The 13,794-nt window shown below is 59.7% G+C and carries 12 protein-coding genes; 3 read left to right on the forward strand and 9 right to left on the reverse strand.

Going from position 1 to position 13,794, the window contains the following annotated elements:
- Nucleotides 1-8 precede the first annotated feature (8 nt).
- Nucleotides 9-1,559, reverse strand: coding sequence for a proton-conducting transporter transmembrane domain-containing protein (locus ACR0C3_RS05705; protein WP_480757612.1), 1,551 nt, complete (start codon nucleotides 1,557-1,559; stop codon nucleotides 9-11).
- A 116-nt stretch (nucleotides 1,560-1,675) separates the two neighbouring features.
- Between ACR0C3_RS05705 and ACR0C3_RS05710 the strand changes: the two genes are divergently transcribed.
- Nucleotides 1,676-2,554 (forward strand): LysR family transcriptional regulator, encoded by an 879-nt coding sequence (locus ACR0C3_RS05710; protein WP_170679915.1) that lies wholly within the window; start codon nucleotides 1,676-1,678, stop codon nucleotides 2,552-2,554.
- On the opposite strand, the gene ACR0C3_RS05715 is transcribed toward ACR0C3_RS05710, so the two are convergent.
- From ACR0C3_RS05715 to ACR0C3_RS05740, 6 genes are all read right to left on the reverse strand, one after another.
- The gene (locus ACR0C3_RS05715; RefSeq protein ID WP_480757613.1) at nucleotides 2,548-4,281 is read right to left on the reverse strand and encodes a thiamine pyrophosphate-binding protein; all 1,734 of its coding nucleotides are present in this window, start codon (nucleotides 4,279-4,281) and stop codon (nucleotides 2,548-2,550) included. The two genes, ACR0C3_RS05710 and ACR0C3_RS05715, sit on opposite strands and share 7 nt — an antisense overlap.
- A 102-nt stretch (nucleotides 4,282-4,383) precedes the next feature.
- Nucleotides 4,384-5,295, reverse strand: coding sequence for an SMP-30/gluconolactonase/LRE family protein (locus ACR0C3_RS05720; protein WP_480757614.1), 912 nt, complete (start codon nucleotides 5,293-5,295; stop codon nucleotides 4,384-4,386).
- Complete coding sequence (locus tag ACR0C3_RS05725) at nucleotides 5,292-6,266, reverse strand: ABC transporter permease (RefSeq protein ID WP_480757615.1); 975 nt, start codon at nucleotides 6,264-6,266, stop codon at nucleotides 5,292-5,294. The genes ACR0C3_RS05720 and ACR0C3_RS05725 overlap by 4 nt, the downstream gene beginning before the upstream one ends.
- Nucleotides 6,263-7,189: an ABC transporter permease gene (locus tag ACR0C3_RS05730; protein ID WP_480757617.1), complete on the reverse strand. Its 927-nt coding sequence runs from the start codon at nucleotides 7,187-7,189 to the stop codon at nucleotides 6,263-6,265. The genes ACR0C3_RS05725 and ACR0C3_RS05730 overlap by 4 nt, the downstream gene beginning before the upstream one ends.
- Nucleotide 7,190: 1 nt before the next feature.
- The gene (locus ACR0C3_RS05735; RefSeq protein ID WP_480757618.1) at nucleotides 7,191-8,648 is read right to left on the reverse strand and encodes a sugar ABC transporter ATP-binding protein; all 1,458 of its coding nucleotides are present in this window, start codon (nucleotides 8,646-8,648) and stop codon (nucleotides 7,191-7,193) included.
- A gap of 16 nt (nucleotides 8,649-8,664) precedes the next feature.
- The gene (locus ACR0C3_RS05740) at nucleotides 8,665-9,678 is read right to left on the reverse strand and encodes a substrate-binding domain-containing protein (RefSeq protein WP_480757619.1); all 1,014 of its coding nucleotides are present in this window, start codon (nucleotides 9,676-9,678) and stop codon (nucleotides 8,665-8,667) included.
- A 224-nt stretch (nucleotides 9,679-9,902) separates the two neighbouring features.
- Between ACR0C3_RS05740 and ACR0C3_RS05745 the strand changes: the two genes are divergently transcribed.
- Both ACR0C3_RS05745 and ACR0C3_RS05750 read left to right on the forward strand, forming a co-directional pair.
- Entirely contained in the window at nucleotides 9,903-11,093 is a 1,191-nt protein-coding gene (locus ACR0C3_RS05745; protein WP_480757621.1) for a GAF domain-containing sensor histidine kinase, read from the forward strand.
- Nucleotides 11,066-11,821: a response regulator transcription factor gene (locus tag ACR0C3_RS05750; protein WP_480757622.1), complete on the forward strand. Its 756-nt coding sequence runs from the start codon at nucleotides 11,066-11,068 to the stop codon at nucleotides 11,819-11,821. The genes ACR0C3_RS05745 and ACR0C3_RS05750 overlap by 28 nt, the downstream gene beginning before the upstream one ends.
- Before the next feature lie 8 nt (nucleotides 11,822-11,829).
- On the opposite strand, the gene ACR0C3_RS05755 is transcribed toward ACR0C3_RS05750, so the two are convergent.
- Nucleotides 11,830-12,840 (reverse strand): FecCD family ABC transporter permease, encoded by a 1,011-nt coding sequence (locus ACR0C3_RS05755; RefSeq protein WP_170641305.1) that lies wholly within the window; start codon nucleotides 12,838-12,840, stop codon nucleotides 11,830-11,832.
- Nucleotide 12,841: 1 nt separating this feature from the next.
- A complete protein-coding gene (locus ACR0C3_RS05760; protein WP_480757624.1) occupies nucleotides 12,842-13,792 on the reverse strand; it encodes an ABC transporter substrate-binding protein in 951 nt (316 codons plus the stop codon).
- Between the last annotated feature and the right edge of the window lie 2 nt (nucleotides 13,793-13,794).

Here is a 13,794-nt window from a genome sequence, read left to right on the forward strand (position 1 = left end):
AACCCTTCTTACACGGTCTGGCGCTTGGACCATCCGTCCAGCAGCCGGTCAAAGATTGCGTTGGCATAGAGCCCGTTTGACAGATGCACCCGAATACCAGCCGCCGCCGGGTGCGAGGCCCATAGCGGGAAGGTCGATTGCGCCAGGGCCACCGCGCCAAAGCTGATCAGGGCAAGAATGATTAGCGTCCACTCCAATGGCCCGGGCGCAGGCGCTGCGGGCAGGGTGCCCTTGGTCAAGTGCACGGCGATGATCTGCAGGACGAAGTAGCTGATCGAGGTTACGCCAGCATAGACTACAGTGCGGCGGGTCAACGCGCCGGGTGCGGCATCAGCAAAGCCCTGCGCCAGCAGATAGGCGACGCCGAAGATCAGGATCACGCCAAGGGCAATCGCCTGAACGGATTTGCCGTCTACGCCGAAGGTCGTGGCGACGATGCCGTAGATCAGGACGCCGGTGGCAAAGGCCAGCAGCACGTTCCGCGCACTTGGCACAGCGACTGGGCCGGGCCGGCGAATTGCAGCAACGTTGCGCACGGCCTCGCCTGCGCTGAGAAACGCATGCGCCTTGTAGAGCGAATGCGCCACGATATGCAGCATTGCCAGCGGGAACAGGGCCAGCCCGCATTGCATGATCATGAAGGCCATCTGGGCAATGGTCGACCACGCCAGAGAGGTCTTCACCGCAGGTTGCGTCAGCATCACCAGACCGCCGAACAGCGCGGTGAACCCACCCAGCATCACAAGCAGCGCCATGATGCCCGGCGCCGCCAGCATCACGTCGGCAAAGCGGATCAGCAGGAACCCTCCGGCGTTGATGACGCCCGCATGCAGAAGGGCCGAGACGGGGGTCGGGGCCTCCATCACCTCGGTCAGCCACCCATGGACCGGGAACTGGGCCGAGGCCATGATAGCCGCCAGCGCAATCAGCAGGGCGGCGGCGATGGTCAGCCCGTTGGGTTCAGCCGAAGACAGGATCGAGGCAATGTCCGTGGTGCCATAGGTTGCGATCAAAAGAACCACCGCGAGGGCCAGCGCGCCTTCGCTGATACGCGCCACGACGGCCTTTTTCCGCGCCGCCCGCCGGGCGGTGGTCCGCTCGGGGTAGAACAGCAGCAATTGGTGCAGCAGCAGGCTGGTCGCAATCCACGCGGCAAGCAGTTGGATCAGGTTGCCCGACATCACCAGCAACAGAACCGAGGCGAGTGTTGCTGACATCCAGCCGGTGAACGCACCCTGCCGGGCCTCTCCATCCATATAGGTGGCCGAGTAGCGCAGGACGATCCATCCGATGAAGCTGACTAGAACCAGCATGATGGCGCTAACCGCATCAAGTCGTACGGAGAGGCCAACACCCCAGAACCCGATCAACCCCGAGGTGCCGGGGCCGTGAAGAACCAGCATCAGGGCCGACAGTGCGGCGCCTACGAAAGCCGCCAATGCCGCCCATTCCGACAGCCTGACGACGCGGTTTGGCCGCAGTCCCGGATTGCGGCTGGCATAGTAAGCCGATGCCAGCAAGATCAGCGGGCTAAGCAGGGGTAGAAACAGGTAGGTCATGATGCGCGTTCCTTGTGAGTCCAGCCTGATTTGGCCGGTTGAGCAGGACATATTGCGCAATCCTGTGTATGAAAAATACATTGTTATAGAGATTACGTTCTACTAAATAGAACAATATGCCGCTTAACTATCATCACCTACGTTACTTCTGGGCGGTCGCCCATGATGGCAATCTGACCCGGACAGCCCAACGGCTGAACCTGTCGCAATCCGCGCTGTCTGTTCAGATCAAAGAGCTCGAAGAGCGGCTGGGCCACCCCCTGTTTGAACGTCGCGGGCGCAAGCTGCATCTGACCGAGGCCGGGCGTATCGCGCTGGACCATGCGGACGCAATTTTCGCGACAGGGCAAGAACTTGTTGCCACTTTGCAGGATGAGGGCAACGCGCGTACGGCGCTGCGAGTTGGTGCGCAGGCGACCTTGTCACGGAACTTTCAGATCGGCTTTCTGCGCCCAATGCTGGCGCGCTCAGATGTTGAGGTGATCCTGCGATCAGGCAATCCCAGCGAGTTGCTTGAGGGGCTGGAGACGCTGAATTTCGACCTGGTTCTCATGAATCATGAGCCCGCCAGTGACAGCCTGACCAGTTTTGAAACACACCATCTGGCGGAACAACCCGTCAGTATCGTCGGCACGCCGGCGCGACTGGATCCAAAGCGCCCGATCCGGGATCTGTTGGAAGAACAGCCCTTTATCCTGCCAACCACCAATAACAGCGTCCGCACGGCGTTTGATTCGATGGCCAGCCGCATGTCTGTCCGGCCTCAGATCGCGGCTGAAGTGGACGACATGGCGATGATGCGCCTGCTCGCGCGTGAGGATATCGGCCTTGCACTTGTGGCTCCGATCGTTGTGCAGGATGAGCTTTCCTCGGGCCGCCTGGTTGAGGCCGAGGAACATCCCCGCATCAAGGAAAGCTTTCACGCTGTCACCTTCAAACGTCGTTTTCCCAACCCGTTGGTGCGGGAGTTGCTGACCTATAGCCTGCCTCAATAGAAATGGGGCAGATTCTTTGCGCGGGCGACGCGGACCCAATTGGGCACGAAGGGGATGATCTTGTCTTGTGAGGGCACCATCATCTCAATGAAATTCGCACCGGGATTGGCGATGGCGTCGGACAGGATGGGTTCGATATCGACCTCGGAGGTGATCCGGGCGGTTTTGAAGCCGAACCCTTCTGCAACCTTGCAATAGTCGACGCGTCCGAAATCGGTGGTCCAGGGCTCATCCACATCGTCGAGCAGGATCGCCTCACCCCTGATCCATCCAAACGTGTCGTTGCGGGTCAGGATAACAGTGATGTTCTTGCCGCTGCGCTTAAGAGTCTCCATATCGCCGATGACGAACCCGAACGATCCGTCTCCGGTGAAGGAAATGACCGGGCCGTCATGGGCATAGATCGCGCCCACCCCGGCAGGCACCGAATACCCCAGCGCCCCCATCGAGTAGTTGGTGATGTAGCGCCGTCCCGCTTTGCGAAACGTCAGCAGCGCCGAAGGATAGATCGCGCTGACGCCGGGCTCAGAAGTGACAATCGCGTCATCGGGCATGATCTGGTCCAACACCTGAGACAGCTTGACCGGTGAGATCGTGCCTTCGGGCATCGGGATATTCGAGTTGAAGACCTTGTCCAGCGCGGTTTGTTTTATCGGGTTCAAATCCAATTGCGTCCGTTGAAGGCCGGGATGCTCAGCCTTCAGAATTTCGACCATAAATTCGATGGTTGCGCGGGCATCTCCAACAAGGCCAACCTTCAGCGGAAAGGTGTTTCCGACATGCGCCTCGGCAATATCAAGGTGCAGAAAGTCTTTGGTATAGGGATCGCCATAGAGCTTCCAGTGATCCGTTCCAGCGCTGTCGGTGTTTGAACCGATGAAGAAGATCGTGTCGGACTCGAGCAGGTATTGGTTCGAATACTCCATCCCGCCACGGCCACCGATGACGCGCAGGGCCAATGGATGATCCTCTGGAATGGTGCCTTTGCCGGGCGTGGTGGTGCCGACCGGGATTTGCAGCCGCTCAGCCAGTTCGAGAATCGCGTCTGAGGCTTGTGAGATCAGCGCGCCCTGGCCACAGACAATCGCAGGTTTCTGCGCCGCCAACAGCACGTCGATTGCAGCGCGGATCTTGCTGTGATCCGCGACCGGCCGGTGCGCGGGATAGGTGCTGTAGTCCGGTTCGGCATACAGGTCGGTGATCTCTGCCTCTTCACCGAATATGTTGATCGGCACGCGGATATGAACCGGCGCCGGACGGCCCGAGGTCGCCACGCGAAAGGCCCGTCGGATCAGGAACGGGATTTCGCTCGCATTGGTCAGCACGAAGCTTTCCTTGCAGATACTGTCATAGAGCCGAGTTTGATCGACGCCGGTCAGACCGTGCTTTTTGTCCTGATTGATCGGAATGTCCGAGCTGAAATAGATCACCGGCACCGAGCTGAGGAACGCCTCGGTAATACCCGGGGTGCAATGGGTCACACCGGGGCTGGGCGCTTCAAGTACGGCGGGGCGACCGGTGATCTTTGCATAGGCCTCCGCAGCGAAAGCCGCAGTGCGTTCATCGCGGGTCAGCACGAACTCAATCCCGCTATTGGCGCGCCATTCCTTGTACCAGCCAATCGTTGTCTCACCGGGCAGACCGAAAACATGGGAAACGCCGTGAAGCTCCAGCATTTTCAGGATGATCTGCGCGCCATTCATGCGTGTCGTTTGGGGCTGGTTCATCAGGTGGACCTTCGTTGGTGGCGTGTTTCGGGCAAACCCTTTTGAGGGGGTTTGCGCACATCGCCACCATGTCTAGGCGAGGATCGGAAGTCCAGAATTTGCTTATCCTACAGCGCCCTTGGTGTTCACGTGAACTGCGTAAACACTAGTGGTTGCGGTGATGAACAGCATATTGCCGCGCGGGCCACCAAAACACAGGTTCGCGACGGTCTCGGGCGTTTTCACCTTGCCCAGCAGCTCGCCGTCGGGCGAGAACACATGCACCCCGTCCGCCGCTGAGCACCAGACATTGTCGTATTGGTCTACGCGTAGCCCGTCGGGCAGACCCTTATCAATCGCGGCGAAATCGCTGGGTTTGCCAAGCCCGCCGTCCGGCTGGACATCAAAGACCTTCAGTAAAGAAGGAACGTCCGGGTCATGGCTGCTGCCGGATTCGGCGACGTACAGGCGGCCTTCATCTTTAGAGAATGCCAGCCCGTTCGGCTGCACGAAATCGCATGAAACAATGGTGGGTTCCGGACTGTCCGGATCAAGGCGGAAGACAAAGCTGCCTTCCTGTTCGGGTTTGGCTTTGTGACCTTCGAGATCGGAGAGGATGCCGTAAGTCGGATCCGAGAACCAGATCGAGCCATCCGACCGTGTGATCACGTCGTTGGGCGAATTCAACCGGCGGCCATCATGACGGTCAGCCATTGTTGTCAGTTGCCCGTCATGTTCGGTTCGTACAACCGAGCGGGTTGCGTGCTGGCAAGTCAGCAGCCGCCCCTCGCGATCACACGTGTTGCCGTTGGAAAAGTTCGAGCTCTGGCGAAACAGGCTGGTGCCGCCATGCGGGGTCCAGCGATACATGTGGGCGTTCGGGATGTCCGAGAACAGCAACGTTTCATGCGCGGGAAACCAGACCGGCCCCTCGGTCCAGACATGGCCCGTCGCGATCCGTGCCAGCGTGAGGTTGGAGTGGATCAGGTCCCGAAACGCAGGCCGGATGACCTCATATGTCTGCGAATGACTCATGCGCTATATCCTTTTCGGCTGGCCAGAGTGACCACACCCACAATCACGAGCCCGGTCAAAATCAGGCGAATTCCGGCGCCCAGACCGTATGAATTCAGCATCGATACGATCAGGAACATGAACAGCGCCGCCCCCCAGATGCCGGGTACGTTCGAATTGCCTCCGCCGATGGACGACCCGCCAATGACGACGACTGCGATGGACATGAGCATGTATTCGGTGCCCATGTTCAGGTTGGCGCCGCCCGAGAAGCTAGCCAGCAGAAACCCGGCTAAGGCGGCACAAACGGCTGAGTTGACATAGATGCCAAAGCGCACCGCGTTCACCGGAACTCCGCTGAGCCTTGCCGCGCGTAGGTTTTGCCCGATGGCCGAGATCCACCGCCCTGCAATCGCACGCTCGAGCAACAGCCATGCGCAGACGGCCAGCGCGATGCCGACCCAGGCGACATTCGGAACCCCGAAAGTCCCGCCCGAGGCGAACTCGGCCAGGGGTTCCGGTGGCTTGATACGCAGCCCCCGGTTCGACCAGATCGCCAGCGATTGGTACAGGAAAGAGGCAGACAGAGTTGCGATGATGGGCGGGATGCGCAGTACCAGGATCAGTGCAAAGTTCACGATACCACAGCCAATCCCGATCCCGATTGCAATCAGCAAACCTGGCAGGATCAACGCGGTTTGCGTGTCCATGAACTTTAGCGCAAGCGTGGCGGCTAACGTCATCGTAGCCGGAACGGACAGGTCGATATTTCCGGGTCCAAGCGTGATCACCAGCATCTGCCCGATGCCGACAATCGCCGAGAAGGAGGCAAAGGTCAGCGCCGCGTAGAGTAGGGACCCCGCCCCGGATCCGGCCAGCAGACTGGTAGCGACAAAGGTAATCCCCGCAGCCAGATAAGCCCAGAGCCACGGTTTCTGAACGAGTTTCCGCAAGGGATTTGTGCCGGTGCCAGAGGTAGTTTGGTCACTCATGCCAAGACCTCCTTGCGGACAAAGAACAGGCGCACGGCCAGAACGAGGATCAAGATCGCGCCCTGTGCACCGATCTGCCAATCCGGAGAGAGGCGCAGAAAGGACAGGAAACTGGCGGCGAGGGTCAGGGTCAGCGCCCCGATAACGGCCCCGAAGGGCGAGACGCGGCCGCCGACAAATTCGCCTCCGCCAAGGATCACGCCCGCAATCGACAACAGCGTATAGCGCAACGCGATATTGGCATCTGCCGCCGTGGTCAGGCCGACGAGGCACATGCCGGCCAGCACTCCGAACAGGCCCGCCAATCCATAGGCAAAGGCCCGCAGGCGGACGACGGACCAGCCAGCGCGTTCCATCGCGCGTTCATTGCCGCCAACTCCTTGGAGGACCACGCCCAACCAGGACCGTTTGATCAGCAGATGCACGACAAAGGCCACGACCAGCGGAGCAATCACGGCAACCGGCACCAGTGGGGTTTTGAAATTCATCAGGGTTTTCAGCCATTCAGGCGATGCTCCGCCGGGTGAGGGCAGGATCAGCACCGCTAGCCCACCCCACACGAAAGACATGCCCAGGGTCACGACGATTGCGGGCAATCCGCGCAGTTGGATCAAGGCCCCCAGTGCCGCGTAGGCCAGAATCGCAGCGGCCAGAATCCCATAGCCCAGCAGCGGCGTGTCATGCACGAAAGTAGCTGTGACACAGGCGCAGAAACTTACGAAGGTGCCGATGGACAGGTCGATGTCGTTGACCATGATGATCATCATCTGCGCGATGGTCGCCAGGGCCACGGGGATCGCCAGATTGAACAGGAGGTTCAGGCCAAAATAGCTCATCGCGCGGGGTTGCAGATAGAATACGGCCCCCAACAGGACGGCCAGAGACAGAACGGGCAGCAAAAGGCGCAAACGGTCGCTGGTCATCTCAGGCCTCCTGCATCTGGAAAGAGGCTTGGAGGATGTTCTCCTCGGTGATCTCATCACCTTCTAGCTCGGCTGCAATCTGACCGGCGCGGAACACGAAGACCCGGTCACATTCAAGGATTTCGTCGGTCTCGGTCGAATACCAAAGGAAGCTGCGGCCTCTTGCGGCTTCTGCCTGAATCATCTGATAGACATCTTTCTTGGTGCCCACATCCACGCCGCGCATCGGGTCATCCATCAACACAATCGGCGCGGAGGAGGCCAGCGCGCGGGCAAACAGAACCTTCTGCTGGTTGCCGCCAGACAGGGACAGGATCGGGTTCATTAGGTTGTCAGTGCGAATGCCGATACGGTCTTTCCAGGTCTGAACCATGTCTGCCTCGCTACCGCGATCTACCATCACTTTCCGGCTGAACTCGGGCAGGGTGGTCAGCGAGAGGTTTCGCAGGATCGACCAGAGCGGCATCAACCCGTCGCGGGCGCGGTCTCCGGCGACAAAGACAACTTCGGGCTGGCGTGCGGATTTCCATTTTGGGGCGTGGTCGAAGTAGATTTGCGCCAGTGCTTCGGCCTGTCCGTGGCCCGCAAGCCCGGCCAGCCCGACGATCTCACCCGCGCGGGCGTTCAGCCCATTTGCCGCCTGTACGACCTCGGCCCCAAGGGTCCGATCTGCCCGCCCGGCGCCCGAGGTGTCGTCATCAGGCGCGACATGCCCCATCGCATCCACAATCGAGGCACGGGTGAACTGCCTGGCAGGTTGGTCATCAACGATCTGGCCATCTTTCATGACGATGATCCGAGTCGAGACTTCGAAAATCTCACCCATCATGTGCGAGATGAACAGCACAGCGCCGCCCTTGGCGCAGAACCTTTTGATATGGTCCAGCAATTGTTGCGCGATGGCGGCGTCAAGGGACGAGGTTGGCTCGTCCAGAATAACAAGGGTGGGTTCTCGGTCGCGGTCGGCAAAGGCGATGGCGATCTCGACCATCTGACGCTCGGCTATGGTCAGGTTTCCAACCGTGGCGCGGGCGTGGATGCCATGACCCGGAAAGACAAGATTCAGCGCGTCAAGCATCTTTTGCCGCGCAACCCGCCGCCAGCCTTTGCGCGGCATGTTGCGATAGGGAATGCGCAGGTTCTCCAACACGGTCAGGTTCGGGCAGAGCGACAGCTCCTGAAACACGCTACGAATACCTGCATTCTGCGCGTTTTGACTATTGCGCAGGGCGGGATCTGCGTTCCGATGGTGGACGGCGCCCTGAGTTTGCGTCAGGCGGCCGTTTATCACATTCGCCAGCGTGGATTTCCCGGCCCCATTGTGGCCGACCAGTCCAACACATTCTCCTGCACTGATGCTCAACGTTGCATCACGCAGGGCCAGAACAGGCCCATAGGACAGATGGGCCTGCTCCAGAGAGACAACCGGAGCGGTGGTGGCTCCGGGTCCCGTATTCATGTCAGTCTTCACGCGCTTACTGAGCTGACGCGATAACGTTTTTGGCCTGATCCTGCGTGTATTCCACGTTGGCGACCGAGCCTTTGGGCGTTGTTTTCAGGGCGTCCTTCAAATCCGCCTGATCGATTCTCAGGAAGGGTACGGTCAGGTCCTTCGGAACCTCTTGCCCATCCAGAATCTGCTGGGCGACCCAAAAGGCCAGCGTGCTGACGCCTGGTGCAATCGACAGAGAGGTTGTCTGATATCCGTTTGCGTCCTGCTCATCCGACCACCACTGAAGTTCGTCCTGACGGTTGCCCATCACGATGGTTGGCATTGGACGATCCGTGGCCCCGATGGCCTGCGCCGCCCCATAGCCGTCACCACCCTGGGTTACGACGCCCACGATCTCGGGCAGGCTGGGCAGGATACCGGCGACGGCCTTCTGAGACACATCCTGCGCCCAATCCCCATGGACCGAGCCCACGATCTCGAAATTGGTGTTCTTCACCTCATCATGAATACCGGCGCTGATTTCGTCATCGACGAACACTCCAGCCAGACCGCGGATTTCCAGCAGGTTGCCGCCATCAGGATAGCGCTCGGCCAGGTATTTCACCTGCTCGCGTCCCATCTGCTGAAAGTCGACCGCAATGCGCCACGCGCAGGGTTCCTGAACGATGCCGTCGAAGGATACAACCGTGATATCCGCATCGCACGCAGCCTTGACCGCGCCGTTGATTGCGGTGGGCGAGGCGGCGTTGACTACGATCGCGTCATAGCCCTGTAGGATCATGTTCTGAATCTGAGCCGCCTGCTCGGTGGCCTGATTTTCCGAGGTCGTAAAGGCGTCAGCAGCGGCGACAACACCATCCGCGACGGCCTGATCTCCGTTTTTCTGCCAGCTTTCCAGCATGGCTTGCCGCCACGAATTACCTGCGTAGTTGTTGGACAGAGCAATGCGTTTGTCGGATGTATCCGCTTCGGCAGCCGGGGCTGTCAGGGTGATGAACCCGGCCGCAGCGCCGAGCAATATGGCCTTTAGTGTCATGTTTTCCTCCCAAAGCGGCCCAAGCGCCGCACGATTTTGGTGCCAGCCTGACGGGGCCGACGTGCCTAAAGTCTCTGAAGGGCACGCGCGGCGTAAGAGTAGGACGCGCGCATTCCTTGCGGGTTCCCGCAAATAGGCTGCGGCGACCCGCATGACACTCGATCCGCTGGTCGATATACTCGCCCATGCCGGTTGCGGCAGGCTGGCGCTGCGAAAGAGAACACATGGCCGATCTTGCCTATTACTTGCGGATTTCGAACCATCTGGCGGGCAATCTGGATATCAAATCCGCATTGCGGTCGGTCAAATCCGAGATCGTGCGCATTCTGGAAATTGACCATCTGGATGTCTGCCTGATCGACGAGGAAGGGCGGCTTAACACAAGCTATGAGGTCGGCCTGCGCACCAGTTGGAGCCGCACCCGCGCCCCGGTCGAGGTCTCGCCCGTGCGCGATATCCTGCGGGGAGATTGCGACTACATGTTGACCGGAAACGCGCCGGAGGACCCGCGATATGTGTTCGAAGGCGGGGACTATGATCCCATCCTCAAACACAATATGCGCAGCCGCGTGAATGTGGCGATGAAAGTGCTGGGCCGCACGATCGGGTCCTTGAACTGTTCGTCACAAAATTTTGATTTCTATGATGAACAGGCTGTCGAACAGGTTCGCAATATTGCGGATATTCTGGCCCCGTATTTCTATGCTCTGCGTGCGAACGAACAGGCTCGGCGTGAGGCGATCATGCGGACCGAGGTACAGGCGCGAGAAGAGGGGCTGCGGCTTGGGGCCCTCAGCCTGACAGACGCGCTAGAGCTGGAACGCCAACGGATAGGGATGGATCTGCACGATCAGACTCTAGCCGATATGACGCGGATCAGCCGGGATTTGGAACGGTGCGAAACGCCTCAGGATCTGGACGGGCTGCGCAGCAGTATGAGGAACTGCATTCAGGGATTACGCGAGATAATCGATACCTCGATTCCGTCTTTGCTGGAGCTGTTCGGCTTTCAGCACGCCGTGCGAACCCATCTTGAACGCGCAATTGACCCGGATGAAGGGGTCGAAATTGACGTGCGCGATCTGTCCGGCGGAATGGTCGACCAACTGCCGCAAACCAAGCGCATCGCCTTGTTCCGTATCGCACAAGAGGCCATCAACAACGCGGTTCGGCACGCCTCGGCCAGTCGTATTGAGGTCGAGATTGAATGCGTGGACGGGCTGCACCTTCGCGTGCGGGACAATGGGCAGAGTATGGGGGCAATTGAAATCCGGCAGGCTTCGGGCGGGCTGACGCACATGCGCACCCGCGCGCGGCTGATCGCGGCGCAGTTTGAGATCCACTACAATGGCGGGACCGAGATAACGGTCTGCCTACCGGCTTCGGAATGCCCGAAAACCGAGGTGTTGGCATGAAGGTTCTGCTGGTCGAAGACGACGCCATGCACGCCAATTACCTGCGGGAGTTGGTTCAAGATGCCTTGCCCGAGGTGACCGACCTGAGCCTCGCCTCGAACGGTCGGGAAGGGGAAGAGCAGGCCCGGCAGAACGGTGTTGAGGCCATTGTCATGGACCTGCGCATGAAGGAACGCAACGGGATTGAGGCCGCACGGACGATTTGGTCTGAACGCCCCGCAACCCGCATTCTGTTCTGGTCCAACTACTCGGACGAGGCCTATCTGCGCGGCATTGCGCGGATCGTTCCGAAAGAGGCCGCCTATGGCTATGTTTTGAAAACGGCCAGCCCCTCACGAATGCATCTGGCTTTGCGCGCCGTTCTGATCGAGGCGCAGATCATGGTGGACCGGGAAATCCACCAGATCCAACGCGAACAGAGCCGCTCGGGCGAGGCGCTGACGGAGGTTGAGCTGGCAATTCTTTCCGATCTCGCTCTTGGTTTGCCCGACAAAACCATCGCGCTGCGTCGTAAGCTGGCCCTGAGGACGGTGCAGAACCGGCTGCTGTCGATCTATGAAAAGCTGGATGTGGGCGATCTGCCGGTGGATGCCAGCGATATCGCGATCAACAAACGTGTCCGGGCGGTTTCAAAGGCCATGACTTCTCAGATACTGAACCGTGAGAGCATCTTTTCGGCGGAAAAAGAGCTGGGGAGCTGGCTTGAACGTCGGCAAAACCTGGCATGAAAGCCCAGCTAGTCAGACCGTGAGGATTTGAACAGGTAGAGGAATACAAACAGCGACCCGATCGAGGTTGTGACGATCCCCACCGGCAGCTCCTGCGGGGCCAGAAGTAGCCGGGACAGAATGTCTGATAGTGTCAGCAGGATGGCCCCGACGACGGCGGATGTGATCAAGAGATTGCGGTGGAGCGTTCCGGCGATGCCTCGGGCGATATGCGGAACCATCAGGCCAACAAACCCGATCACGCCTGCCACCGATACAAAGCTGGCAGTGGCCAAGGCCGCGACCAGAAACATCCGGAATCGCAGGCCTTGTACTGGAATGCCCAGCGTCGAGGCCGTGAAATCCCCCGTCAGAAGCGCGTCGAGCCAGCGGCTGCGATAGAGGGAATAGCCTAGGATCAGGGTCAGCCCTAGCACGACAAGTGGAAAGGTCTCCCACCGGGCCAGACCAAGGCCGCCTAGCATCCAGAAAATGACGGAATGCGCGGCGCGGCTGTCGCCCGCGAAAATCAGATAGTTGGTGATGGCCGAAAACAGGAAAGATACAGCCAGGCCTGCAAGGATCAGCTTTTCCGGAGCGCTGGTGCGCAGGCTTTGAACCAGGGCCAGAACAATGCCGGAAGCGATCAGGCCTCCGCAAAAGGCCGCAAGTGGCAGGGTCCAGATGCCCAGAACATCGCCTGTCACAGTGATGACCAGAACGGCACCTGCAGCGGCCCCGGACGAGAGGCCAAACAAAAACGGGTCAGCCAGATCATTGCGCGTTGTCGTCTGTAAAACGACCCCGACAACACCCAGCCCGGCCCCAATCACAGCCGCAAACAACGCGCGGGGCAGGCGCAGGTCAAAGACGATCCGGTGCAGAGGGGACATGTCGCCCTCAGTCACGCCAGTACCCAGCCCAATCGCGGTGAAAACCTCGGCCAAGGGGATCGGGGTGGTGCCGTAGATCGTCGACAGCAGCAAAAGGGCGGTCAGAATGACCGCCCCCAGCAGGACCGCTTGGCCCGTTTTCGTCATCTCAACTGTTTCCCCGGTGCATCGCCGTTGCCATCTTCTCGATCGCTTCGATGTTTGCCGGTCCCGGTGTCAGCTCTTCGTAACGCAGGCCGATCCAGCGCTCGTTCTTGACTGCATCGGTCTGCGACATCACCGGGTGTTCCTGCAGGAACTTGAAGGTATCCGCCGCGCCGTTGCCGGTTTGATAGTCCAGCAGGACAAGGAATTCGGGGTTCGAGGCGGCGACAGCCTCCCACGAGGTGCGGCCCCAGCTAGTGTCCATGTCATGGGTAACGTTGACGCCGCCAGCCGCTGCGATCATCGCGTCGGGAATGGCATATTTGCCTGCGGTAAAGGGCGCATCGGCCGGGCTGTCCAGCAGGAAGACACGGGGTTTTTCCAGATCGGCGGTTTTGGCTTCGATTGCGGCCAGTTGGTCTTTCCAGCCCGAGACCAGCGCGTTCGCCTTGTCTTCGACCTGCATGACAGTGCCCAGACGCAGTACGTCATCAAACAGCAGGTCCATGCTGGCTTCGGGGCGGTCTTTGTTCAGGTGGATGCAGCTTTCGGTCAGCACCATGGTCTTGATGCCAAAGGGCTCTAGCGTGTCTGGGGTTACATCACCTCCGGGCTTCATGCCGTAATACCAACCGGCGAAGAACATGTCGGGTTCAACCGCGACGAGGTTCTCGACCGTCGGGTATTTCGGAGCGAGTTCGGGAATGTCACCGCGTTGCGCGTCGAAATCGGGGCTGGTCTTGTACCAGCCAGTGATGCCAGTCAGACCAACGATGCTGTCCTGAAGACCCAGTGCAAAGGCCATGTCGGTCATGTTCATGTCATGAACTACGATCCGCTCGGGCTTGGTGTCGAACACCAAAGGTTCACCGCAATTGTCGACGGTGATCTCTTGCGCGGCAGCGCTGCCCGCCAGTGCGCTTAGTACCGCAGCGGACAAAAGTTTCAGTTTCATCA

This window comes from Ruegeria sp. CK3 (assembly GCF_056536565.1).